Source organism: Halomonas sp. DN3, from assembly GCF_024137905.1.
GTDB lineage: Bacteria > Pseudomonadota > Gammaproteobacteria > Pseudomonadales > Halomonadaceae > Halomonas > Halomonas litopenaei.
Genome location: NZ_CP099965.1, coordinates 2,000,034 through 2,022,778, shown reverse-complemented (window position 1 = coordinate 2,022,778; position 22,745 = coordinate 2,000,034). Strand labels below are relative to the sequence as shown.

Below are 22,745 nucleotides of genomic sequence, written 5' to 3'. Positions count from 1 at the left end.
CCCTCGCTGACTACCACGCTAGACCGCCCCTTGCAGAGGCGGCATGGCCCCGGACTACCGGCATGGGCCGGCGCTAACGCACTGCCGACATGGGCCGGCGCCAGCGCGGGATCAGAAGCGGTCCACCCTGAACGGCGCCATGTCGATGTCCGGCTGCTCGCCATCGATGACCTGCGCCAGCAGCTTGCCGGTCACCGGGCCCAGGGTGAAGCCCTGATGACCGTGGCCACAGGCCAGCCACAAGCCTGACTGCCCGGGTACGCCACCGATCACCGGCTTCATGTCCGGGGTACAGGGTCTGGCGCCTTTCCACGGCGTGGGCTCGAGACGCTGCCCCAGCGGAAACAGCTTGCGTGCCTGCTGCTCCGCTGCCTCCAGCTGTTCCAGGTGGGCCGGCGCATCAAGACGCTCGAGCTCGGCCCCCGTGGTCAGGCGAATCCCGCTACTCATGGGCGCCAGCAGATAGCCTACCTCGGCGTCCATCACCCAGTGGGTCAGCCTGGCGTCATTCGACTGACCATAGTGCATATGGTAGCCACGCTTGACGAACAGCGGGATCGACAGCCCCAGGGCCTTCATCCAGTCCTGTGACCAGGGACCTAACGCCATCACCAGCCCATCTGCCTCCAGGGTGTCGCCCGAAGTGTCGATGCGCCAGGTATCGCCCTGCCGGCGCACATCGGTGACGTCCGCCTGGATGATCTCACCGCCGTCATCGGAAAATGACTTGGCGTAGGCGGCCACCAGATCGCCCGGGCTTGCCACCGTCCAGGGATCGAGCCAGTGGATCGCCCCGGCAAGTCCGGACTCCAGACCCGGCTCAAGGCGCGACAGCGCCTCGCTGTCGAGGTAGTCGAAGCGGATGCCGAAGCGCTTGGCATCCAACTCGGCCTGGGCCGCTCGCTCGCCCAACGCCTTGCTGCTCCGATAGACCTCGAGCCAGCCCTGGCGACGTACCAGCGCGTCGGCACCGGAAGCCTCGATCATCGCCGAGTGGGCCTCCAGGCAGCCGCCTATCAGCGAGGCGTACTCCGGTACGATCTGTTCGTAGCGGGCGGGCGCCGAGTTCTGCCAGTACTTGAGCAGCGTCCCGGCGCTTGCGAACATCGCGCCCGGACGATAGCGAATGTCGATCTGGCGATTGGGTACCACCCGCAACAAGGTCGCCAGATCGCGCGGGAAGGCATAGGGACGCACCGCCTCACGCTGGATGATGCCGGCGTTGCCGTAGGAGGTCTCGCGACCGGGCTCACGGCGGTCGACAAGTGTGACCTGGTGGCCACGGCGCCTCAGATGCCACGCCACCGACACACCGACCATGCCGGCTCCCACTACCACCATCTTGCGCGACATCATTCCCTCCTTGTCCTATAACGCCTGCTAACGTCTGATGACGTGTGATTACCTGGACACGCCGCCCGTCGCCAGTAAAACCATGGCGGCCACGGCGTCATATGCAGAAAAACTTATTGTAACGTCAAGACTTTCGCTACACACCCTCGGCGCGATTCTGTTCGACGATACGGGTGCGCACGAAGTCCGAGTGGCTAACGTGCAACAGCTCCGCCAGGGCGCGGATACGGTGTTCCTCCAGGGCATCCTTCTCGCCGTCGGCAAACGCCAGCGCCCACATCTGCTGTACCAGCGCTACCCGATCTTGGTAGCCGGTGCGGTCACGCAACTCACGCACGAAGCGGTGATGATCCACCGCTCCCTCGGCCTCTTCCCGAGCCAGTGTCATCAGCTCGTCCAGCGCTTCGTCCTCGAGTTCGAACTGTTCCTTGAGCTGGCTGCGCATCAGCTGGATCTCGCTGTCATCCAGGCGGTAGTCCGCACGAATCACCTCGCACAGCAGCACCGCCGTGGCCAGTGACAGGTCCCCCCTGGACGACGCATCTTCTTGCTGCGCCACATCATTGATCCAACGCTTCAGGGACGCCATCATCGTCATCGTGTTTTCCTCGTTGTTGCGCCTTCCAAGAGTTGCGCTTTCCAGGAGTTGCGCCTTCCAGGAGGCTCATGAACCGCGCGTGACGGCGCCCCATGCTTCGCCCTCGACATTCATGGGCTCATTTGGAATACCACCATGCCTCATCCGCTGCTGATCGTCTCCCTCGCCGCTCTGATCGGTGCCGTCATCGCCGGCGTCGGCGCGTACAAGGTCCGCGACGTCAACCGCTGGCCGACCACTGAGGCCACCGTGACCCACGCCGAGATCCGGCTGGCGGAAGCCCAGCGCCACCAGCGCGAGCGAGACGATCAGCAAAGGCGTTACCTGGCATTGCTGCGCTTCGAAGCCACCATCGACGGTCGGCGTATTCAATCCGACAACGCGGGCTTCGATGGCGTTCCCTCCTTCGCCCGACAGGAAGACGCCGATGCCTACATCGCCGACTATCCCGTAGGCAGCGTCGTGCGTGTGCGCTACTCACCGCGCAAGCCTGAGCTGATGCATGTGGGCAACGCCTCGCTGCCCTGGGGCCGCATCGGCCTGGCGGGTTTCCTGCTGGTGGCAAGCCTCGGCGCCTTTGCCCTGTTCTCGTTCAAGACTTGAATCACGCCTCACGCCCACTCGCTGTCGCCAGCCCCGCACATCCTGGCGTTGAAACATGAATGTGTAATGCAGACTACAATCGTCCCGACAGCCTGATATCGCCCCCTCCTGGATTGATGGAAGCCACGATGACGTCCGCAGATTCATGCTCTACACCGAAGGGCGAGGCCCGCCGCCAGCGGCTGCTGGCCGCCGCCCGCGAGGTATTCCTGGACAAGGGCTACGCCGGCGCCAGCGTCAATGACATCGTCGCCCGCGCGGGCGGCTCGCTAAGCACCCTCTACAAGCTGTTCGGCAACAAGGAGGGGCTATTCACCGCGGCCCTGGAAGCCCAGGCGTCCAGTGTCTGGTGTCGACTGGGACAGGCCGGCGAGCGTCCGCCGCAAGAGGTGCTGGAGGAGCTTGCCCGAGACCTGATCGACCTGGCGCTGCCAAACGCCAACATCCGACTGATTCGTGGCATCGCCGCCGAGGCCGAGCGCGCCCCGGAGCTGGGAGCACTGTTTCTCGATCACGGCCCGGATCGTACCCGCCGTGAACTGGCCGAGTACCTGCGCGACCAGCATGCCCGCGGCAAGCTGGTGGTAAAGGACCCGCGCACCTCGGCCGGCTTGTTTACCGGCATGGTGCTCGGGGAATGGATGCTCGATTCGCTGGTCGGGCGCCCACCCTCGCTGACACTGGAGGCCAGAGACCACCGCGCACGCTACGCAACCGAGCTTTTTCTGGCGGGGCATGCACCGACTTGAAGATTGGGCTGACTCCTCGCCCCACCCCGCTTCGGGCACCTCTTCTAGCGGGCTTCCTACAAGAAAACCTGCTTAGATGTCAGGCCCGTAGTCACCCTCCTTGAAAATGCGCCACTCCTCGGCGCGACGCCGCTCCAGTCCTGCCATCACCTCGCCGCCAGCATACTTCCAGGCAAGCCACGCCTGTTCCAGCGTCGCGTAGGGGGTGACCGTACGCGGATCACACAGCATGGCCACCAGCGAAGAGCTCGAAAATGCCGCTAGTCCGATATTGAAGGCCAGCAACACCAGGGCATCGAACTGGTGCTGACGAAGACCTCGCGCGCCCACCCTGGGACGACAGGCCTCGAGGCGATCGAGCACCCCAAGCTCCACGTGCTGCAGGTCCTGGCGCAACAGTGACTCCGCCCAGTTCCTGTCGATGCCGTTGGCAAACCGCGGCCACTGCTGTCGAATGATCAGATGGCCCACCCCGATCGTCGCCCCCTTCTGCCAGTGGTGGATGGGCGCTCCGCTCAGATCGAGATAGGGCATCAGCCGGCAGCCCTCGGCGTTGATCAACCATCGCCGCCCTCTCGGGCTCAGGCGACAGGGCGGAGGCCTGACCTCCGCGTCGATCACATCGTAGAGCGAAACCGATCTCGGCCCTGTACGCCTTGTCCCGCTGGCTGCGGGATTCTCCTCCGGGTCATCCTTGCTGCCCACTTGTGTTGCCATGCCACCCTCCGTGCCAATTGACGCGGGCTCTGCATGAAAGGTCGACATTCCTGAGACCGCGCGTGCAGCACCCGCCGCTCCACTCCATGGAGCAACGCCTTCAGATTGGCAGCCTGCTGACGGCAAAACCCCGACTCAGGACAACAGAAACCGAGTCGTTCGGCGGTCACAGACGAAAGTGCTCGGCCCAGTCAACCTTGGCGGGTCGAGCTTGAGGCGAGGGATTTGGCGGGCGGGTCTTGCCGACAGGCCTTCGGGTCAGACTTTAGGGCTGAGCTTGCAGGCTGTGCTTGTGGCCCGAGCGTTCAGGCCTGGCTTGCACGGCGAACGTGAGGGCCCGGCCAGGGCTGGCCGGACCATGGGCATCACTGCGGACAGGTATCGGAAGCGACCTGGCCCTCGGCCCAGCGCCCCCAGCGATACAGAAATAGCGCGTAGGCCTTGAGGGTGTGCTGGATAGAGGCAATCTCGACCCGCTCATCGATGCCATGGATGCGTTCGGCCACGGGCCCGTAGCAGGTCCCGGCGATGCCGTGTCGATTGAGCGCTCGCAGATCCGTGGTGCAGGTCAACGCCACCGAGGGCAGCTCCTCACCGGTCAGGGCACGATGACAATCGGCAAGCAGGGCGACCCCGGGGCTGTCGGTGTCGACGTGGTGGCCCTCGGAGCGAAAACCGTGAAACTCGACGTCCAGTCCGGAGATGCCCGGGCCCAGCGAGGCGCTGGCCGCCTCGACGCAGCGCCGCACCTTTTCCATGATGTCTTCCACCCGGACTTCAGGCGCGAAGCCGATACGTCCCTCCAGGGTCGCCCGGGACGGCACGCTGGACGCCCAGTTGCCCCCTTCGATCTTGCCGATGTTCAGGTTGAACGGGTGCTCGATCTCGTCATAGGGCGGCTCGCGCCCGGCGTTCAGTTCCGCCTCCAGTGCCTTGAGCGGCGCCACCACCGACTGGATCGCCTCGATGGCGTTGGCCCCGGCGGCGGTATCCAGCACGTGGGCCGGCACCCCGTCCAGCGACACCTTGAACCACAGGGTGCCGATCTGGGCCGTGGTCAGGGTCGCCCCGAACGGCTCGGGAATCAGCGCAAAGTCGCCGCGGCCGTCACGGGCCAGGCAGGCCAGCGCACCATGGCCGGTGCATTCTTCTTCGATCACCGTCTGCAGCGTCAGCGGAAAATCAATCTCGAGCCCTGCCCGCTTCATCGCCGCCACCGCCGTCACCATGGCGGCGATGCCGGCCTTCATGTCGCCAGCGCCACGCCCGTAAAGCCAGCCATCCTCCTGCCAGGCTTCCCAGGGGGGACGAGACCACATCGACAGCGGCTCCGCCGGCACCACGTCCAGGTGGCCGTTGAAGATCAGGTGCGGCCTGGACGAGGTGCCGTTGATCACCGAGATCAGGTTGTGTCGGTCGACGCCCCTGGCCACCGGTGCCTGCTCGGCATCTGCGCCTTTCTCGGGCAGTGGTACGCGCTCGACAGGCAGCCCCATGTCCAGCAGATGGCTTTCCATCACCTCGAGTACCCCGGCCTCCGCCCCCAGCACGCTGTACTCGCGCACCAGAGCGCTGGTCAGGGCAAGGGTCTCCGGCATCAGTTCGTCGCAGGCATCGAGCAGCCGCCGTTCGTTGGCGTCCAGGGCATCGGTGGATAGTTGTGGTGTCGTCATTGACGGCAAATTCCGCATGTTAAATGTGTTTTACGCTTACTAGTTATGCACCTTCGAGCACCTGCAACACAAGCCCACCGCACCTGATACAGGCTCTAGCCGCGGCCCTGGGCCCACCGTTCGACCAGGACTTACGTCACTATTTGAATCGCTACTTGAGCCACGACGTCACTCCCGACGCCGCCCACTCGTTCAGCCACGCGCCACCGCGGTGTGATCGGCCAACCGCTCGATCACCGAGTCCCTGGCCACGCCAATATGGTAGTCCACCTCGTCCCGGCAGCGCTGAGGATCACCGCTCTTCAGTGCCTCCAGCAGCCGCCAGTGGGAAGCGGCGATGCTTTCGGGGGTCTCGTGGGTACGGGTGATCAGAGTGATGCACAACCGCAGCTCGAAGCTCAGGTCGTCGAAGGCACGTGCCAGCCGGGCGTTGTCGGCCAGCTCGAACACCAGGCGATGAAAGGCCAGGTCCTCCTCGATCTTGAGCCCCTCGTCATCACCGGCGGCGACCTCGCACAGACGACTGATCTGCCGATGCAGACGCTGCTCGGTATCCGCGTCGAAGCGCATCATCACTCGCTCGAAGGCGTGGCGTTCCAGACCGATGCGCAGATCGAAGACATCGCTCAGCTCGGCCACATCCAGGGTACGCACGAAGAACCCGCGCCGCGGTCGCGATACCAGCAGGCCACGGCTCTCCATCAGCCTGGCGGCCTCGCGTACCGGGGCCCGGCTGATGCCGAGCTCCGCCGCCAGTCCGGCCTCCGACAACCGCTCGCCCGGTGCGAAGCGCGAGGCCAGGATCGCCTCGGTCAAGTAGTCGACCACCTGGTCCACCAGGTTGCGCTGAACCACGAAGGGCGCGGCTGAGGGGTCCCGAGGATTGGCCATGCTCGACTCCCGTAGTTGGCCTGAAGGGTCATACCCCAGTATGACCGTATCCTGCGTCGAACAACAGTCGATTGCCGACTGTCGACAGTTTGTGCCGAGGCTGCTAGGTTCTAAAGGGCTTACGGAAATCCCCAACAACAACAGTCCCGGAGCTGGCCTCAGCGACGCGAAAGCCCGGCAACAGCGCACTGGCGGCGCTTTCTGCCCCTGGCTTCACGCACCTCTGGCAACACCTCCGGGCCACCAAGGTGCCCTGATATGACCTCGAACTCCCGCCACCCCCGCTTCGCCGTTCTGCCATCTTGCTCGCCGCTGTCCCCCTCGACCCGGGCAAGCTCGACCCAGGCACGCGCCTCTCGCTTCAATACTTCCCTGCTGACGCTGGGGCTCGCCGCCCTGCTGCCGCTGGCGGCCACGCAGGCAATGGCCCAGGACGACGGCCAGGACGCCCAGCAAGAAGCCACCCAGGAACCCCAGCGTGGCGGTGTCATCGACACCATCATCCAGCCGGAGCCGCCGGGCCTGGTGCTGGGCATGATCCAGAACGCCCCCACCCGCACGGTGGCCGGCAACATCTACGAGGGCCTGCTGCGCTACTCCACCGACATGGAGCCGATGCCGCAACTGGCCAAGAGCTGGGAGATCAGCGAAGACGGCCTGACCTACACCTTCCACCTGCAGGAAAACGCCAAGTGGCATGACGGCGAGGCCTTCACCGCCGAAGACGTGGTGTTCTCCGCCGACGTCTTCCACCGCGACTTGAACCCCAGCGCCCGAGCGGTGCTCGAGCACGTCGAGAGCATCGAGGCGACCGACGACCACACCGTGGTGTTCACCCTGAAGAAGCCCTTCGGCCCCTTCCTGATCTCGTTCGAGGCCGGCACCTTCACCATGGTGCCCGAGCACATCTACGCCGGCACCGACTTCCGCAACAACGAGGCCAACAACCATCCCATCGGCACCGGCCCGTTCCAGTTCGACAGCTGGGACCGCGGCACCGTCATCAAGCTGACCCGCTTCGATGACTACTACGAGGAAGGCCTGCCCTACCTCGATGGCATCAACTGGCACGTCATCCCGGACGGCGCCTCCCGCGCGGTGGCCTACGAGAACGGCACCGTCGACGTGCTGCCCTACGGCACCGTAGAGAACTTCGACGTTCCCCGGCTGACCGCCATGGACAACACCTGCGTGACCGAGAAGGGCCACGAGTACTTCAGCCCCTTCGCCATGCTGTGGATGAACAATCGTGAGGGACCGACCGCCGACAAGCGCTTCCGTCAGGCGGTGATGTACGCCATGGATCGCGAATTCGCCCGCGACGTGCTGTGGAATGGCATGGGCCAGGTCCCGTCAGGGCCGTTTGGCTCCAACGCCAAGTTCAATGACGCGGACCTCGAGGGCTACAGCTACGACCCGGACAAGGCCGAGGAACTGCTCGACGAGATGGGTTACGACGGCGAGGAGGTCACCCTGCTGCCGCTGCCCTACGGCGAGACCTGGAATCGCTGGGCCGAGGCGGTACAGCAGAACCTCAAGGAAGTGGGCATCAACGTGCGCACCGAGGCCACCGACGTGGGCGGCTGGAACCAGCGCCTGGGTGAGCGCGACTTCGACCTGGCCTTCACCTACCTGTACCAGTACGGCGACCCGGCGCTCGGCATCTCGCGCACCTACCTGTCCACCAACACCGAGAAGGGCTCGCCCTGGAACAACGTCGAGGGCTACCAGAACCCCGAGGTGGATGAGCTGTTCAACGCTGCCGCCACTGCCTATCCGGACAGCGAGCGCGAGCGTCTCTACCACGAGGTGCAGCAGATCCTGCTCGAGGACGCACCGCTCGGCTGGCTGCTGGAGCTCGGCTTCCCGACCATCTACCGCTGCAACGTCAACAATCTGGTGACCTCGGCCGTGGGCGTCAACGACGGCTTCAAGGACGCCTGGATCGCCGACTGAGCCAAAAAAGGCGATACGGCGCGGCCCACCACGGGCCGCGCCAGCCCTGATTTTGCTGCTGCCATCACCACAGGCTTACTGCCCGGGACCTCACCATGCTCTACGCCCGCCTGATCATTTCACGACTGTTGAAGGCCGCCATCGTGCTGCTGCTGATCGTCGTGTTCAATTTCGTGCTGATCCAGCTCGCCCCCGGCGACCCGGCGGCCATCCTGGCCGGGGAAGCCGGCGCCGCCGATGAAGCCTTCATCGCCCAGCTGCGCGAGCAGTTCGGGCTGGACCAGCCCATGTATGTCCAGCTGTGGCACTACGTGTCCGGCATCCTGACCCTGGACTTCGGCTACTCCTACCGCCAGCAGATGCCGGTGCTGGACCTCATTCTCGACCGCCTGCCCGCCACCCTGCTGCTGACCGGCACCGCCTTCGTGCTGTCGCTGGTGCTCGGCATCCTCGCCGGCTCCATGGCCGCGATGCGCGTCAAGAAGGCCTCTGGCTCGCTGATCATGGCGCTGGCCCTGCTGTTCTACGCCACTCCGCTGTTCTGGGTGGCGCTGATGGCGGTGGTGCTGTTCTCGGTGTACCTGGACTGGCTGCCCGCCTACGGCATGTTTACCGTCGGCGCCAACCTGGAAGGCCTGGCCTACGCCCTGGACGTGGCCAAGCACCTGGTACTGCCGGCCACCACCCTGGGCCTGTTCTTCATGGCCATCTATACGCGCATGACCCGCGCCTCGATGCTCGACGCCGCCCAGCAGGACTTCGTCAAGACCGCCAAGGCCAAGGGCCTGGCGCCGAGGGTCATCCAGCGCCGCCACATCCTGCGCAACGCCCTGTTGCCGATCATCACCCTGGCGGGTCTGCAGGCCGGCCAGATGGTCGGCGGCGCCATCCTCACCGAGACGGTGTTCGCCTGGCCGGGCATCGGCCGGCTGATGTACGAGGCGCTGATGCAGCGAGACTACAACCTGCTGCTCGGCATCTTCTTCTTCTCCGCCGCCCTGGTGATCCTGTTCAACATCGCCACCGACCTGGTCTATCGCCTGGCCGATCCACGCATCAAGGGGGCCGCCGCATGAGTTTCTTCGCCCGTTTCGCCCAGAACCGAGGCGCCCTGGTGGGACTGATCATCCTGTGGGCGATCATCCTGATGGCCGTGCTGGCCCCGGTGCTGTTCCCCGAATCCCCCTGGCGCATGGTGCAGCGCCCCTTCCTGCCACCGCTGGCCCAGGACGGCTTCTGGCTCGGCACCGACACCATGGGCCGCAACGTCGCCGCCGGGCTGATGCACGGCGCCTGGGTGTCGCTGCTGATCGGTCTGGTATCCACCGCCGTGGCGCTGGCCATCGGCGTGCCTTTGGGCGCCATCGCCGGCTACTACGGTGGCCTGGTGGACGACGCTCTGATGCGCTTCACCGAGTTCTTCCAGACCATCCCCAACTTCGCCCTGGCCATCGTGCTGGTGGCGATCATGCAGCCCAGCGTGACCTCCATCGTGCTGGCCATCGCGATCGTCAGCTGGCCGCCGGTGGCCCGCCTGGTGCGCGCCGAGTTCATGTCGCTGCGCCATCGCGAATACGTCGAGGCGGCGCGCCTGGTCGGCCAGACCAACACCCAGATCATCCTGCGCCAGATCCTGCCCAATACCCTGTCGCCGATCATCGTGCTGGCCTCGCTGATGGTGGCCACCGCCATCCTGCTGGAGTCGGCGCTGTCGTTTCTCGGCCTCGGTGATCCCAACGTGATGTCCTGGGGCTACATGATCGGCGCTGCACGCACCGTGATCCGCCAGGCCTGGTGGCTGTCGTTCTTCCCGGGCCTTGCGATCCTGTTGACCGTGCTGGCGTTGAACCTGGTCGGCGAAGGGCTCGATGACGCCCTCAACCCCAAACTCGCACGGGAGCGCTGAGCCATGAACACCTTTGACAACAGCACCAGCGGCACCAGCGCTTCCACTGCATCGCGCAGCGAACCGGTGAAGGTGCCGAAGGGCGCCACCGCCGGCGATCTCTGTGGCGATCACAGCGGCGATCCCGCCCCGGAACCGATCCTGCGCATCGAGGGCCTGAGCGTCGCGCTGCCCGCCGGCGCCGATCGCGAATACGCCGTGGAAGAGCTGTCCTACGAAGTCAGCCCCGGCGAGATCCTGTGCGTGGTGGGCGAATCCGGGTCCGGCAAGTCCATGGCCGCCAACACCGTCATGGGCCTTCTGCCCAAGGGCGTGCGCCCGGTGGCCGGGCGGGTGATGTTCGAGGGCGAGGACGTGCTGACCCTCGACGAGAAGCGCCACCGGGCGCTGCGCGGCAAGAAGATCGGCATGATCTTCCAGGAGCCGATGACCGCCCTCAACCCACTGATGCGCATCGGCGACCAGATCGCCGAGGTGTTCGAGGCCCACGGCGAGCTCAAGGGCGCCGAGCGTCAGGCCCGGGCGCTGGAGCTACTCAAGGAAGTCCGCCTGCCCCAGCCCGAGCGGGCCATCCGCGCCTACCCCTTCGAGCTCTCCGGCGGCCAGCGCCAGCGGGTGATGATCGCCATGGCGCTGGCGCTGGAACCGAAGCTGTTGATCGCCGATGAGCCCACCACCGCGCTGGACGTCACCACCCAGGCGCAGATCCTCGAGCTGATCGCCGACCTGCAACGTCGCCACCATATGGCGGTGATGTTCATCACCCACGACTTCGGCGTGGTCGCCGAGATCGCCAACCGGGTGTGCGTGATGCGCCACGGCCGGATCGTCGAGATCGGTCGCCGTGACGAGGTGCTCGACAACCCCCGTCACGACTATACCCGGGCGCTGATCGAGGCCATTCCCAGCGACGCCGCACCGCCCGAGCGCGAGCCGATGGCGCCGACGCCGATCCTCGAGGTACGCGATCTGAATCGGGTATTCCGTTCCCGCGGCGGGCTGTTCAAGCCCTCCCGTGAGGTACGCGCCCTGGACGAGGTCAGCTTCACCCTGTCACGCGGCGAGACCATCGGCATCGTCGGCGAGTCGGGCTCCGGCAAGTCGACCCTGGGGCGCTGCGTCGTGCGCCTGGAGCGTCCCGACAGCGGCGAGATCCTGCTCGGCGGCGAAGACCTGTCCGCGCTCAAGGGCGACGCCCTGCGGCGCCAGCGCCACCGGGTGCAGATGGTGTTCCAGGACCCCTACGCCTCACTCAACCCGCGCACCCGGGTGGGCATGGCCATCGCCCAGGGCCCCATCGCCAACGGCGTGCCCCGCGACCAGGCATTGGCCAAGGCCGACGAGCTGCTCGAACTGGTGGGGCTTGGCGGCAGCGCCGACCGCTTCCCTCATGAGTTCTCCGGCGGTCAGCGCCAGCGCATCGGCATCGCCCGCGCCCTGGCACTGGACCCGGAGTTGATCGTCGCCGATGAAGCGGTGTCGGCGCTGGACGTATCGATCCAGGCCCAGGTGCTGGAGCTGCTCGAGGATCTGAAGCAACGCTTCTCGCTGTCGCTTCTGTTCATCACCCACGACCTGCGCGTCGCCGCCCAGATCTGCGATCGCATCATCGTCATGCAGAAGGGCCGCATCGTCGAACAGGGCAGCGCCCAGGAAGTCTTCACCCGGCCTCAGGCCGACTACACCCGCGAACTGCTTGCGGCCATTCCCGGCCGCGACAAGACCACCGATAACAAGACCAGCAAAGAGGAGACCACCCTCTGATGGCCGTCACCTCCCAGCAATTATCGCCTTCGCTTGCCACCCTGATCGAGACACTGCGCGAGCGCCTGGGCGCCGCCCAGGTGCTGACCGGCGACGACGTGGCAAGCCGCCAGGTGGACTGGCTGAGCGGGGCGCCCTGTCGCGCCGCGGCCATCGTGCGGCCCGGCACCCCCGAGCAGGTAGCAGAGGTGCTCGCCCTGTGTCACCAGGCCCGCCAGCCCATCGTCACCCACGGCGGCCTGACCGGGCTGGTCCACGGCGCCGAAACTGCCCCGGACGAGCTGGCGCTGTCACTCGAGCGTCTTGCCGCCATCGAGGAGATCGATCCGGTGGCCGGCACCATCACCGTGCAGGCCGGCGCGCCGCTGCAGAAGGTCCAGGAGGCCGCCCGCGAGGTCGGCATGCAGTTTGCGCTCGACCTGGGCGCCCGGGGCAGCTGCAGCATCGGTGGCAATATCGCCACCAACGCCGGCGGCAACCGGGTGATCCGCTACGGCATGATGCGCCAGCAGGTGCTGGGGCTCGAGGCGGTCCTGGCCGATGGCCAGGTGATCAGCGCCATGAGCCCGATGCTCAAGAACAACGCCGGCTACGACCTCAAGCAGCTGTTCATCGGCAGCGAAGGCACCCTGGGCGTGGTCACCCGGGCGGTGCTCAAGCTGCAGCCGGCGCTTGGCGACACCCGCACCGCGCTGGTGGCCTGTCCCGACTTCACCTCGATGACATCCCTGCTGGCGCGCCTGCGTGACAGCCTTGGCGGAAGCCTGGCCGCCTTCGAGGCCATGTGGCAGAACCACTTCGCCCTGATCACCGAACAAGAACGTCATCAGCCGCCGCTGGACACCGACGCGCCCTACTACGCCCTGGTCGAGTCCCTGGCCAACGATGAGGACCACCACCGCCAGCAGTTCGAGGCAGCACTGGAAGCGTCCGTCGAACAGGGCTGGGTGGTCGACGCCGTGATCGCCCAGTCGGAAAGCCAGCGCGACAAGCTATGGGCTATTCGCGATGATATCGAAGGCCTGGTGGAGGCACTCTCGCCAATCATGGCCTTCGACGTCAGCCTGCCGATCGGCGAAATGCAGGACTATGTCGCCGAGGTTCAGGCACGCCTCGAGGCCCGTTGGCCCCAAGTACGCCTGGCGGTGTTCGGCCATCTGGGCGACGGCAACCTGCACCTGTCGGTGGGTGTGGGCAGCGATGATCCGGACACCCGCCACGAGGTCGAGGCCTGCCTCTACGAGCCGCTGGCCCGGGTCATGGGATCGATCTCCGCCGAGCACGGCATCGGCCTGGAAAAGCGCGACTGGCTGTCGATCTCGCGAAGCCCCGAAGAACTCGCGCTGATGGCGACGCTCAAGCGCACCCTCGACCCCCATGGCCTGCTCAACCGCCACAAGGTGGTGCCCTGGTCCACCCCGCTGACATGACCGGACCTGACCTGACCTGACCTATTAGCATAAGCCGCTGTCGTAACGCTCTCGGAGTACCCTCTGACACGCCTTCGCCCCCTTCAAGCCAACTCCCACAGGACATCCCATGGCATCCGACACCCCCACCTTCGCCGACCACCTCTACTCCCCGGGACCGGACAACCCCTTCCCTGGCATCTGGGTGCTGAAGCGCCGTATCGGCAAGGAGATCCCCCACCGTCTGGGCTCCAACGAAGGCCTGGACATGCCCCATCGCGCCCTGCGCGAGCACTTCGGTGACGCCATGGTCGAGCACGTCTACTGCTACGGTGACTCCGAGGCCCTGGGCGTACGCGAACGCCTCGTCCGGCTGCACGGCTTCGACCTGGACACCCTGCTGGTGGACGCCGGCTGCGACAGCCTGCTGGCGCTGGTGCTGCGGGCCACCGCCCCCGCCGGTACCAGCGTGGTCAGCTCCGCCGGCACCTACCCGACCTTCGGCTACTTCGCCAAGGGCCAGGGCTGCCGCCTGATCGAGGTCGACTACGAGGAGACCGCCGACCACCTGGCGCCGGACATCGACGCCCTGATCGACGCCGCCCACCGCCACCACGCTCGGCTCGTCTACCTGGCCAACCCGGACAACCCCACTGGCTTCGTCCACGACGAGGCTACGGTCGCGCGGTTGCGTGACGCCTTGCCTGATGACTGCTGGCTGCTGCTGGACGAGGCCTACCACGACTTCCGCGACGACGCCGCCAAGCCGAGCTTTACTCGCGCTCTGCCTGGGGTGATTCGCTGTCGCACCCTGTCCAAGGCCCACGGCCTGGCCGGGCTGCGCGTCGGCTACGCCATCGCCGAGCCCGACACCCTGGCGCTGCTGATGAAGGTGCGCATCCACTACGCGGTGTCGACCCTGAGCCTGGCCGCCGCCGAGGTGGTGCTCGACCACCAGGACGAGACCGACGCCCACATCCAGGCGGTGCTGGAGCGCCGGGCGCGCCTCGCCGAGCACTTCAAGGCGCTGGGCGCCGACGTGCTGCAGAGCGGTACCAACTTTATCGGCATTCGTCTGGCCGACGCGGATCTGGCCAAGCGGGTCAACGCCGACCTGTTGGACGAAGGCAAGCTGATCGCACGCCCGGCTCATCCGGCCCTCGGCCATGTGCTGCGCATCACCGCTGTGGCCGATGCCCTCGAGCCTGGGCGGCTTGCCCGTCTGGAGCAGGCGGTGCGTGAAGGAGTCTGAGGCCTAGGCTGAGGCGATGGAGAAGTCAGTTTCCAGGCAAGGTTTCGATGACAGACGAGGTTTCCAAAGAAAGTACCGCCAGGCGACCGAAGCCGCCTGGCGGTAATGCTGGGGTGATGTAAGCGCCGTAGGCCCTATCGCATGCCAGCATAGCAAGCGGCTGGCCCGGGCCCTCGCCCCGGACCTCGCCACGGACCCTCAAGGTCGGTGAAACGCCACCGACGCCATCTTGCCAGGTGGACGCCGGCCTTCAGCTGGCGCTCTCCAGTATCGCTTCGTTCAACACCGCCTGGGGGAAGTGGCGGCGCAACATGCGATTCTGGAACTCGTCCACGAAGCAGGCGTTGATGATGATGATAAAGCGCTCGAAAGGGGCGCTTGGCTCGCATTGGGTAATCGCATCGACGCTATGGAACAGGCGATCGTCACGCAGATGCAGCACCTCCCCTGGCGCCAGCGTGACCCGGCCGACTTCCTGCTGGCCGGCCTTGTCCCGATACAGGGTGTTCACCGCCCCGCTCACGTTGTCGCGATTGAGCACCACGATGCTCAGGTACTTGCAGCCGTCGGCGTGGATGCCCTGCCCCTGCAAAGGATCCACGGTGCCGTCACCACGTACACCGGTGATCTGCATCAGAATGGGCGCGCGGCGCTCGAGCCCCCATAGCTCCGCCCAGGCCTTGACGAACGCCTTGACGTCCTCGCGCTCGGTAAACTCGGGCAACAGCGGCTCGTAGTAGCGCAGCCGATCCGCCATGCTGGCGGCGTCATTGAAGCGTCCCCCCTGGGCCATGGGGCACTCCCCCAGGGTTTCGACCTCACCCTCCTCGTTCAGGTGCAGCCAGGACATGCGCTTCCAGCGGCGATTGACGTAGGGGTCCCGCGGCAGGTCGCCGAGAAATGACTGCCAGGCGGACAGATCAATATGCGCCAGGCGCGTCTTGCTCCAGGACTGAGAAGCGACCTCCTCAAGGACAGAAAAATCCCAGTACCCGGATTCAGGAATCCAGTGCTCGACGTTGATCGCCTCGATGGCGGAAAGATGCCGACCTTGTGCGACCTTCTGCGCTGTATTCATGTCATTAACCTCGGTTTTGTGCATAAACATGTGCACTTCATGGATGTTGCATATGCAACACCGAGGATCATGTGGAGCGCCCACACAATGGTCAAACACCGCGAACGAAGAAACTTCGTTGACCAACTTGCTGCCAAAAGAGAGTATTTGCGAAGTTCGGTCCGATAATGAAATATCTCATTACGACGTTTCGCACTCGCTGCTAGCGACAATTTGTACGACACTGCCGATACATGCGGATTCGTTACTTCTGTTCGGGCACACCCTCTGGCACACCTCGCTGTCGCTACTCAGGAATTGACGCCATTGCACATCGGTGACAGATTCCACACACCGCGCTCGACCGCTGCCGATGCCGGCAGCGGCGGAGAGAACGCCCTCCCGCTGCCGTCCCTGACGCTCAGCGACTGGCGCTTTCGTGAACTGCTGATGAGCCTTTCGCGGGTCGCGGTGCAGGGGTATGACAGGGACAGGCGCGTCATCTACTGGAATGGCGCCAGTCAGGCGCTGTATGGCTACAGCGAGCAGGAAGCCCTGGGCAAGCGCCTGGAACAGCTGTTGATACCGGAGGCCATGGTGGACGCGGTGATCGATGCTCACCAGGCGTGGGTCCACCGCGGCGTGGAGATCCCCGCCGAAGAGCTCGAGCTCAAGCACCGTTCCGGCGCCAGCGTACCGGTCTTCTCCCACCACGTGATGCTGGGCCGGGAAACCGACAATCCGCTGATGTTCTGTATCGACATCGACCTGGCTGGTGAGCGCAAGGCGCGTCGCGATCTGGACTACATGACGCGCTTCGACCGCTTGACCGGCCTGCCCAACCGCCACGCCTTCGAAATCGAGCTCAAGCGGACCCTGGCAGAGTGTCGGCGCCACAACGACAGCCTGTTGATCCTGTTTGTCGACCTCGACCACTTCAACGAGATCAATGACACCCATGGCTACGACTGCGGCGACAAGGTCATCCGCCAGGCGGCCAACCGCCTGCAGGCCTTCCGGCGCAGCGATGACCTGCTCTGCCGCTTCGGTACCGATGAGTTCGTGCTGGCCCTGCCCCAGGTGGACGTGGCCACCGACGCCATACAGGTGGCAGAGCGCCTGCTGGAAAGCCTCTCCCGCCCGATGCGGGTGGACGGCCGCGAACTGAGAATCCACGCCTCGATCGGCATCAGCACCTTTCCCGACAATGGCAGCGAGGTGCAGGAACTGGTGGGCAGTGCCGATGCCGCCAAGACCCGGGCCAAACTCACCGGCCGCAACACCTACCAGTTCTTCAGCCCCGAGGCCCACGCGGCGATGGTGCGCCAGCACACCATCGCCGAACGCCTACAGCGCCTGCTCGACCGGGACGGCGGCGGCGAACTTGGCCTGGTCTACCAACCCCAGGTGGCTGCCGCCAGCGGGCATATCGACTCCCTCGAGGCGCTGCTACGCTGGACGACCCGGGACGGTGAAGCCATCTCCCCCGCGGAGTTCATCCCGGTAGCCGAGCGCAGCGAACTGATCAAACGCCTGGAGAACTGGGTGCTGCACAAGGTGTGCGAGCAGCAGCGCCAATGGCGCGCCGAGGGCAGCCGCCGAGTGCGCGTGGACGTCAACGTCTCCGGGCGTCACGCGGTCATGCCCGGCATGTTCGAGGCCTTCGCCTCCTGCGTTGCGTCGTACGGACTGGGGCCTTGCGAGATCGGCATCGAACTCACCGAGAATGTGCTGATCGAGGCCGGCCAGGACGTGCTGGACAGCCTGCGCCGCCTCTACGACCAGGGTTACAAGATCGCCATCGACGACTTCGGTACCGGCTTCTCATCGATGAGCTACCTCAAGGTGCTGCCGATCACCGCGCTCAAGATCGACCGCACCTTCGTCGCCGAGTGCACACATGACCCCAGGGACAGGGCAATCATGGAAGCCAGCATCTTCCTTGGCCACCGCCTCGGTCTCGAGGTCGTCGCCGAAGGCGTCGAAACCGATGAGCAGCAGGCGCTACTGCAGGAAATGCGCTGCGACCTGCTCCAGGGCTTCTACTACCACCGCCCCATGGATGCCGAACTGGCGGCGAGGCTGTTGCGTTCCGGAGGCTGCAGCCTCGCAGGTGCAGGGGCAAAGAGCCATTGACCCAGACTCTTTACCTGGGCCAATAAACAATACGCCCCGGGGGGCATATACCCTCGGGGCGCATCGTTTAGTGGGACGGCTCTTGCGCGACACTTGGTTAGCTTAGCTACCCGCGACCAGAGAATCACCGCGGCCCACGGCAAAGTACATCAGCCCGGCCTGGCGCACGCTCTCGGGGTCGTAGAGATTGCGGCCATCCACCACCACCGGCATCGATAGCTGTCCCTTGAGCCAGACAAAGTCCAGCGAGCGAAACTCCTTCCACTCGGTACAGATGACCAGAGCATCGGCCCCCTTGACGGCCTGAATGCGATCGCCCGCCAGCATGAGGTCTTCACGCTCACCATAGATGCGGCGAGTCTCGCGCATGGCTTCAGGGTCATAGGCCTGGACCTTGGCGCCGGCCTCCCACAAGGCTTCCATCAAGGTACGGCTGGGAGCGTCACGCATGTCGTCAGTATTGGGCTTGAACGACAGCCCCCAGATCGCAATGGTACGCCCCTTGAGGTCACCGTCGAAGGCGTTGGCGAGCTTGGTGAACAGTGTCTGCTTCTGACGCTGGTTCACTGCCTCTACGGCTCCCAACAGCTCGGCCTCGTAGTTCACCTCGCTGGCAGTGCGAGCGAGCGCCTGGACATCCTTGGGGAAGCAGGAGCCGCCGTAGCCGCAGCCAGGATAGATGAAGTGGTACCCAATCCGTGGGTCGCTGCCGATTCCGCGGCGTACCTGTTCCACGTCGGCGCCAAGGCGCTCGGCAAGATTGGCAACCTCGTTCATGAAGCTGATCTTGGTGGCCAGCATGGCATTGGCGGCATACTTGGTCAGCTCCGCCGCTCGCACATCCATGAACATCAGTTTTTCCTGCAGACGGATGTAAGGCGCGTAGCACTCCCTCATCAGCTGCTTCACCTTGTCGGAGTCGGTACCGACCACGATGCGCGCACCATGAGAAAAGTCCTCGATGGCCGCGCCTTCCTTGAGGAACTCAGGATTCGAGCAGACGTCCACGTTCAGGCTGACACTACGCTGCTCGAGCTGGGACTCCACCATCGCCTTGACCCGATCGGCGGTACCCACCGGCACGGTGGACTTGTCGACCACCACCTTGTCGTCCTGCATATGCTCACCGATGGCCTTGGCCACCGCCAGCACGTACTGCAGGTCTGCGCTGCCGTCCTCATCCGGCGGCGTGCCTACGGCGATAAATTGCAGCACACCGTGGTTGACCGCCTTGGCTGCATCAGTGGTGAACTTGAGCCGGCCCGCCGACACGTTGGTCTTGACCATAGGTTCAAGCCCCGGCTCGAATATCGGGATCTCACCGCCCTCCAGTCGAGCAATCTTTTCCTCGTCCACATCCATGCAGACGACATCGTGGCCAACATCCGCCAAGCACGCCCCAGTGACCAGGCCCACGTAGCCGGTACCAAAAATGGTGATCTTCATCCCTTGTCACTCACTCGCTGGAAGTTTTGATCGACCAAGAATAGCAACCCCGTCTTGTAAATGGCATGACCACACCACTGCCTGGATCAATTTGTAAGACCGAACTCCGCCAAGTGCACAACAATAGACAGCCGACGAGGAGCCAGGAGCCCATCCAGAGTTCGCTAGACGTCATAGAATCGGCGATACCAGTCAACAAAGCGGTTCACACTCTCTTCCACCGGCATCTGTGGGCGATAACCCCTCGCCTGGTAAATCTCATCAGTATCCGCCCAGGTACGCGACACATTACCCGGCTGCATATCCTTGTAGGGCCAGATGGCATAGCGCCTCCCTCCTGGCCCCACCTGAGCACTCGCCACGCCGGCTATGGTAGGATTCGCGACGATACCATCTCGCCAGCCCAGCAGGAGTCGCCGTGAAACATCAGCGTATTGCCTTTGTCATTGAAGACCTCTACGGCGGCGGCGCTCAAAAGTCGCTGCTGTACACGGCGGACCAACTGCGCCAGCGTGGACACGATGTCAAGGTGTTCACCCTTCGCGACAAGGTGGAACATCGCCTGCCTGAGGGGCTCGAGATAGAAAACCTGGATGTTGTCACGCGTCTGACCAAGGCGACATCCACCACACTGACAGAGAAGTGGCAGGCTAGAAAGATCGACAAGGCACTATCGGGCTGGCACCCGGAAGTCGTGATCTCCTGCTCCTGTGACAAGATTACTCGACACCTGGACTGGCCCAACCTTTACTTCTGGATCAAGTCCGACGTCAGCGCCAAGTTCAGCGACCAGGCAGCCCAAGCCAAGGCATTTGCCAAGGTGCGCCGTTTCTACAAGGGTCGCAAGGTGATCGCGGTGTCCCAGGGCGTCAAGGAAAACCTTGAACAAGTAGTAGGCCTCGAGGCCGAGACGGTCATCCCGATCTACAACCCTTACGAGCGGGAACCCTTTGTCGCGATGGCGGACGAGACCCTGAGCCTGCCTGCCGGAGTCGAAAAACACCGCTATCTGTTGTCGGTTGCCGCCATCGAGCCTCGCAAACGCCAGGACCGCCTGCTGCGCGCCTACCGTCAGGCACGGGACGAGCATGGCCTAGATGTGCCCCTGGTACTACTGGGCAAGGGCAAGCCGGAGAATGAACAACGGCTGACATCCATGATCGGCGAACTGGGGCTCGATGACCACGTCCACTGGTTAGGCTATACCGCCAACCCCTACCCCTACATTCAAAACGCCCTGGCCATGGTGCTGACCTCGGACGCCGAAGGCCTCCCACGGGTGCTGATCGAGTCATTACTTCTGCACACCCCGGTGATCAGCGTCGACTGTCCCAGTGGCCCAAAGGAGATCCTGACCCAGGAACTCACGGACTTCCTGGTCGCCAGGGACGACGAAACAGGGCTTGCCAGCGCCATGGCCCGCATGGTCGAGGCGCCCATCACCATCGAACCGCGTCATTATCAGCAGTTTCTCAGGGAGAACGTGCTGCCGAAGTTCGAGGCCCTGCAGTTGGAGACGTCCTGAGTCATGCAGTTGCTTGATATTCCCTTCAACGATCGAAGTCGGCGCTACCTGATGTTCCATACCAGGAACCTGCCAGAGCGCCTTGAACTTTCTCAGACCACTACCACCGCCGCCTTCGAGGCGATGGGCTCCAGCCGCTTTTTCGTTTCACAGGATGGCAGGATTCTGGCCAAGGTAGTGCCGGACAAGTTCTTGAAGAAACTCGAGCCCTTCAAGTGGTTGACGCGCGACTACCTCGAGAAACGCTGGTTGGCACAGTCGGATGCACGCAAGGAATACCAGAGCATGCGCATCCTCAAGCGGGCGGGGCTGAAAACGCCACGCTTTCACGGCTGGGGATTGAGCCTCAATCCGCTCAATAGAAACGCTTCACTGCTGTTGATGGAGAGGGTCAGAGGAGCAACAACGGCAGGAGACGTGTTCGACCGGCTTCCCCGCCCCCAACAGGAAGGCTTTCTGGATAAGTTCAGCAAAGAGGTGGCCCAACTGGCCCAGGCGGGCTTCGTTCACCGGGACCTCCACTTCAATAACCTACTGATCGATGAAGAAGGCGAGTTCACCTGGGTGGACGCCCATGTCAGGCCCCTGCCTCGCAAACTGGCCAAGAGGTGGAGTTCTCTGGAACGTTCACTGACACCAGACAAGCTACGTGGCCAAGCCAACCGGGACCTCGTCTCTGCACGAATCCGCCACTATCTGGATCAATTCGAAAAGGCTCGAATATAGGACAGCACGTAGCGCTTGACCCAACGAGACGTCAGCTCGACCTCACCTTTGCGCGCGCCACGCCGTACGGCCTTGCGGAACTCGGAATAGCGCGAGGTGCGATAGAGAGCATTGAGATACGTAGACACACCCCGCTTGACCAGCAGATCTAGCAGTCTTGGCTCGACCTGCTGCACTACCTCGGGGTTGGAACACACCGCATCGACAAATCGATATTCCTGCTGAACGATACGCTCGTGGTGGTTTCGCGCGCGCATGCCCCCGAGGTCATACATCCGGGAGCAAGCCTGGCCGCTGTACCTGGCATTGACACGACATAGCACCCGAATAAAGAACTCGACATCTTCCTTCTGGCGAAGATCCTCGCGGAACCCTTCCAGTTCCCAAAACAGCTCCCGTGGCAACATGAAAGCGTTGGTATGCAGCCAGCCATGGCCTTTCAGATAATCACTAATCGTAATGGCACCGCCCTTGGCGATGGGGCCCGGGAAAGCCACCTCCTGCTTGCCCGCCACGATATTTCCGCCGAAGGCGATTCCCTCGAATTCGGGATCCTCCTGATAGACGGCGACCCGACTTGCGATCGCGCCGGGAAGCAACTCATCGTCAGAATCGAGAAAGCAGATCCAGTGGCCCTTCGCCAGGCGCGCCCCCGTGTTGCGAGCGGCACTTTGCCCAGCATTGCGCTCAAGCTGCACGACCTTAAGCCTCTGGTCGTCGTTGGCCAGCGCACGTAGTACCTCGACCGTATCGTCGGTCGAGGCATCGTCGACCACGATACACTCGATCTCTTGGTACCCCTGTGAAAGGACTGTACCAACCGCCCTGACCACCGCGTGACAGCGATTGAAGGACGGAATAATGACGCTGACGAGAGAAGGCTCCACGGACAGTCCACCATCTGGCTCATGATTTGGCGCCAGATCATACCAACATTGTGCCGTTTCACCCAGCGGCCTCAGCCGCTCTATGTCGCCTAAGGGG

19 protein-coding genes are annotated in these 22,745 nt (G+C 64.2%); 11 read left to right on the top strand and 8 right to left on the bottom strand.

Features of this window, described 5'->3' with window-relative positions; translation table 11 throughout:
• Positions 1–111: 111 nt before the first annotated feature.
• Positions 112–1,353, bottom strand: a complete 1,242-nt coding sequence (locus tag NKF27_RS08920) for an FAD-binding oxidoreductase (RefSeq protein WP_253556141.1) — start codon at positions 1,351–1,353, stop codon at positions 112–114.
• A 136-nt stretch (positions 1,354–1,489) separates the two neighbouring features.
• Positions 1,490–1,951 (bottom strand): TerB family tellurite resistance protein, encoded by a 462-nt coding sequence (locus NKF27_RS08915; RefSeq protein WP_253556140.1) that lies wholly within the window; start codon positions 1,949–1,951, stop codon positions 1,490–1,492.
• A gap of 135 nt (positions 1,952–2,086) precedes the next feature.
• On the opposite strand from NKF27_RS08915, the gene NKF27_RS08910 reads away from it, so the two are divergent.
• Complete coding sequence (locus NKF27_RS08910; RefSeq protein WP_253556138.1) at positions 2,087–2,554, top strand: DUF3592 domain-containing protein; 468 nt, start codon at positions 2,087–2,089, stop codon at positions 2,552–2,554.
• A gap of 128 nt (positions 2,555–2,682) precedes the next feature.
• Positions 2,683–3,303: a TetR/AcrR family transcriptional regulator gene (locus NKF27_RS08905; protein WP_124804465.1), complete on the top strand. Its 621-nt coding sequence runs from the start codon at positions 2,683–2,685 to the stop codon at positions 3,301–3,303.
• A gap of 72 nt (positions 3,304–3,375) precedes the next feature.
• On the opposite strand, the gene NKF27_RS08900 is transcribed toward NKF27_RS08905, so the two are convergent.
• From NKF27_RS08900 to NKF27_RS08890, 3 genes are all read right to left on the bottom strand, one after another.
• A complete protein-coding gene (locus tag NKF27_RS08900) occupies positions 3,376–4,020 on the bottom strand; it encodes a lysozyme (protein ID WP_253556137.1) in 645 nt (214 codons plus the stop codon).
• Positions 4,021–4,385: 365 nt separating this feature from the next.
• Complete coding sequence (locus NKF27_RS08895; protein WP_045993009.1) at positions 4,386–5,693, bottom strand: ArgE/DapE family deacylase; 1,308 nt, start codon at positions 5,691–5,693, stop codon at positions 4,386–4,388.
• 192 nt (positions 5,694–5,885) lie between these two features.
• The gene (locus NKF27_RS08890; RefSeq protein WP_253556136.1) at positions 5,886–6,584 is read right to left on the bottom strand and encodes a GntR family transcriptional regulator; all 699 of its coding nucleotides are present in this window, start codon (positions 6,582–6,584) and stop codon (positions 5,886–5,888) included.
• 423 nt (positions 6,585–7,007) lie between these two features.
• Here NKF27_RS08890 and NKF27_RS08885 point away from each other — a divergent pair, with 423 nt between their 5' ends.
• The 6 genes from NKF27_RS08885 to NKF27_RS08860 all read left to right on the top strand — a co-directional run bounded on the left by NKF27_RS08885 (position 7,008) and on the right by NKF27_RS08860 (position 14,871).
• Positions 7,008–8,540 carry an ABC transporter substrate-binding protein gene (locus NKF27_RS08885; RefSeq protein WP_253556437.1) on the top strand — a complete coding sequence of 511 codons (1,533 nt, stop codon included), beginning with the start codon at positions 7,008–7,010 and terminating at the stop codon, positions 8,538–8,540.
• Between the two features lie 95 nt (positions 8,541–8,635).
• Positions 8,636–9,616: an ABC transporter permease gene (locus NKF27_RS08880; protein ID WP_045993011.1), complete on the top strand. Its 981-nt coding sequence runs from the start codon at positions 8,636–8,638 to the stop codon at positions 9,614–9,616.
• Positions 9,613–10,446, top strand: coding sequence for an ABC transporter permease (locus NKF27_RS08875; protein ID WP_045993012.1), 834 nt, complete (start codon positions 9,613–9,615; stop codon positions 10,444–10,446). The genes NKF27_RS08880 and NKF27_RS08875 overlap by 4 nt, the downstream gene beginning before the upstream one ends.
• A gap of 3 nt (positions 10,447–10,449) precedes the next feature.
• Positions 10,450–12,210: an ABC transporter ATP-binding protein gene (locus tag NKF27_RS08870; protein WP_253556135.1), complete on the top strand. Its 1,761-nt coding sequence runs from the start codon at positions 10,450–10,452 to the stop codon at positions 12,208–12,210.
• On the top strand, positions 12,210–13,640 hold the full coding sequence (locus NKF27_RS08865) for an FAD-binding oxidoreductase (protein ID WP_253556134.1): 1,431 nt from the start codon (positions 12,210–12,212) through the stop codon (positions 13,638–13,640). The genes NKF27_RS08870 and NKF27_RS08865 overlap by 1 nt, the downstream gene beginning before the upstream one ends.
• Before the next feature lie 109 nt (positions 13,641–13,749).
• On the top strand, positions 13,750–14,871 hold the full coding sequence (locus NKF27_RS08860; RefSeq protein WP_253556133.1) for a histidinol-phosphate transaminase: 1,122 nt from the start codon (positions 13,750–13,752) through the stop codon (positions 14,869–14,871).
• A gap of 250 nt (positions 14,872–15,121) precedes the next feature.
• Here NKF27_RS08860 and NKF27_RS08855 read toward each other — a convergent pair whose 3' ends face one another.
• Positions 15,122–15,949, bottom strand: a complete 828-nt coding sequence (locus tag NKF27_RS08855; RefSeq protein ID WP_253556132.1) for a 2OG-Fe dioxygenase family protein — start codon at positions 15,947–15,949, stop codon at positions 15,122–15,124.
• 306 nt (positions 15,950–16,255) lie between these two features.
• Between NKF27_RS08855 and NKF27_RS08850 the strand changes: the two genes are divergently transcribed.
• Positions 16,256–18,064: a bifunctional diguanylate cyclase/phosphodiesterase gene (locus NKF27_RS08850; RefSeq protein ID WP_253556131.1), complete on the top strand. Its 1,809-nt coding sequence runs from the start codon at positions 16,256–16,258 to the stop codon at positions 18,062–18,064.
• A 102-nt stretch (positions 18,065–18,166) separates the two neighbouring features.
• On the opposite strand, the gene NKF27_RS08845 is transcribed toward NKF27_RS08850, so the two are convergent.
• On the bottom strand, positions 18,167–19,510 hold the full coding sequence (locus tag NKF27_RS08845; protein WP_253556130.1) for a UDP-glucose/GDP-mannose dehydrogenase family protein: 1,344 nt from the start codon (positions 19,508–19,510) through the stop codon (positions 18,167–18,169).
• A 418-nt stretch (positions 19,511–19,928) separates the two neighbouring features.
• On the opposite strand from NKF27_RS08845, the gene NKF27_RS08840 reads away from it, so the two are divergent.
• On the top strand, positions 19,929–21,035 hold the full coding sequence (locus tag NKF27_RS08840) for a glycosyltransferase (protein ID WP_253556129.1): 1,107 nt from the start codon (positions 19,929–19,931) through the stop codon (positions 21,033–21,035).
• Positions 21,036–21,038: 3 nt separating this feature from the next.
• Entirely contained in the window at positions 21,039–21,761 is a 723-nt protein-coding gene (locus NKF27_RS08835) for a lipopolysaccharide kinase InaA family protein (RefSeq protein ID WP_253556128.1), read from the top strand.
• Here NKF27_RS08835 and NKF27_RS08830 read toward each other — a convergent pair.
• Positions 21,737–22,648 carry a glycosyltransferase gene (locus tag NKF27_RS08830; protein ID WP_301271186.1) on the bottom strand — a complete coding sequence of 304 codons (912 nt, stop codon included), beginning with the start codon at positions 22,646–22,648 and terminating at the stop codon, positions 21,737–21,739. The genes NKF27_RS08835 and NKF27_RS08830 overlap by 25 nt on opposite strands.
• Positions 22,649–22,745: the final 97 nt, after the last annotated feature.

Bases quoted from the DNA above. Each gene is read 5' to 3' on its own strand.
- NKF27_RS08880 (WP_045993011.1), top strand. From the start codon at position 8,636: ATGCTCTACGCCCGCCTGATCATTTCACGACTGTTGAAGGCCGCCATC.
- NKF27_RS08915 (WP_253556140.1), bottom strand. From the start codon at position 1,951: ATGACGATGATGGCGTCCCTGAAGCGTTGGATCAATGATGTGGCGCAG.
- NKF27_RS08890 (WP_253556136.1), bottom strand. From the start codon at position 6,584: ATGGCCAATCCTCGGGACCCCTCAGCCGCGCCCTTCGTGGTTCAGCGC.
- NKF27_RS08870 (WP_253556135.1), top strand. From the start codon at position 10,450: ATGAACACCTTTGACAACAGCACCAGCGGCACCAGCGCTTCCACTGCA.
- NKF27_RS08910 (WP_253556138.1), top strand. From the start codon at position 2,087: ATGCCTCATCCGCTGCTGATCGTCTCCCTCGCCGCTCTGATCGGTGCC.
- NKF27_RS08860 (WP_253556133.1), top strand. From the start codon at position 13,750: ATGGCATCCGACACCCCCACCTTCGCCGACCACCTCTACTCCCCGGGA.
- NKF27_RS08905 (WP_124804465.1), top strand. From the start codon at position 2,683: ATGACGTCCGCAGATTCATGCTCTACACCGAAGGGCGAGGCCCGCCGC.
- NKF27_RS08875 (WP_045993012.1), top strand. From the start codon at position 9,613: ATGAGTTTCTTCGCCCGTTTCGCCCAGAACCGAGGCGCCCTGGTGGGA.
- NKF27_RS08865 (WP_253556134.1), top strand. From the start codon at position 12,210: ATGGCCGTCACCTCCCAGCAATTATCGCCTTCGCTTGCCACCCTGATC.
- NKF27_RS08835 (WP_253556128.1), top strand. From the start codon at position 21,039: ATGCAGTTGCTTGATATTCCCTTCAACGATCGAAGTCGGCGCTACCTG.
- NKF27_RS08895 (WP_045993009.1), bottom strand. From the start codon at position 5,693: ATGACGACACCACAACTATCCACCGATGCCCTGGACGCCAACGAACGG.
- NKF27_RS08920 (WP_253556141.1), bottom strand. From the start codon at position 1,353: ATGTCGCGCAAGATGGTGGTAGTGGGAGCCGGCATGGTCGGTGTGTCG.
- NKF27_RS08855 (WP_253556132.1), bottom strand. From the start codon at position 15,949: ATGAATACAGCGCAGAAGGTCGCACAAGGTCGGCATCTTTCCGCCATC.
- NKF27_RS08900 (WP_253556137.1), bottom strand. From the start codon at position 4,020: ATGGCAACACAAGTGGGCAGCAAGGATGACCCGGAGGAGAATCCCGCA.
- NKF27_RS08885 (WP_253556437.1), top strand. From the start codon at position 7,008: ATGGCCCAGGACGACGGCCAGGACGCCCAGCAAGAAGCCACCCAGGAA.
- NKF27_RS08845 (WP_253556130.1), bottom strand. From the start codon at position 19,510: ATGAAGATCACCATTTTTGGTACCGGCTACGTGGGCCTGGTCACTGGG.